1 pseudogene is annotated in these 435 nt (G+C 55.4%); it reads left to right on the top strand.

Features of this window, described 5'->3' with window-relative positions:
* Positions 1–172 precede the first annotated feature (172 nt).
* Positions 173–435: pseudogene (locus MXAZACID_RS17505) on the top strand (site-specific integrase); the annotation flags it as partial.

The following is a 435-nucleotide window of genomic DNA, read 5'->3' as shown; positions in this document are numbered from 1 at the left end:
AGAAAATCCAACGAAAACAGAGTATTAAAGCCGCCGAAAGGCGGCTTTTTGCTGCCCAATGCACTAGGGCATCGTTAGGGTAATTTAACTCGAAATTCTGAACCTGATAGCCTATGGTCGAAACCGAGCCATTGATCCTCAACCAAAGCGCAATCCGCGCAAAGGGGGCGTCATGTCGACGGTCGATCTGCTGGGCGGGAAGGTCCAAATTTATCAGCGCGGCAACAGCCGGTTCTGGCAGGCCAGGGCCTCGGTGGGTGGTAAGCAGCGCCAGTTCTCCACCAAACAGGAATTCCAGGATCTGGCCGCCAAGGCTGCCGAAGGCTGGTACTTCAAGCTGCACGGCCAGAGCCAGGCTGGCGTGCTGAATGACCGCCCGACTTTCAAAAAAGCGGCCGATCAGTTCCTCAGGGAATACGGCGTTATCACAGAAGG

The sequence above is a fragment of the Acidocella sp. MX-AZ02 genome (assembly GCF_000306035.1).
In the GTDB taxonomy this organism is placed as follows: domain Bacteria; phylum Pseudomonadota; class Alphaproteobacteria; order Acetobacterales; family Acetobacteraceae; genus Acidocella; species Acidocella facilis.
Note: the sequence above shows the minus strand (reverse complement) of the source record. Positions and strands in the feature narration are given on the sequence as shown.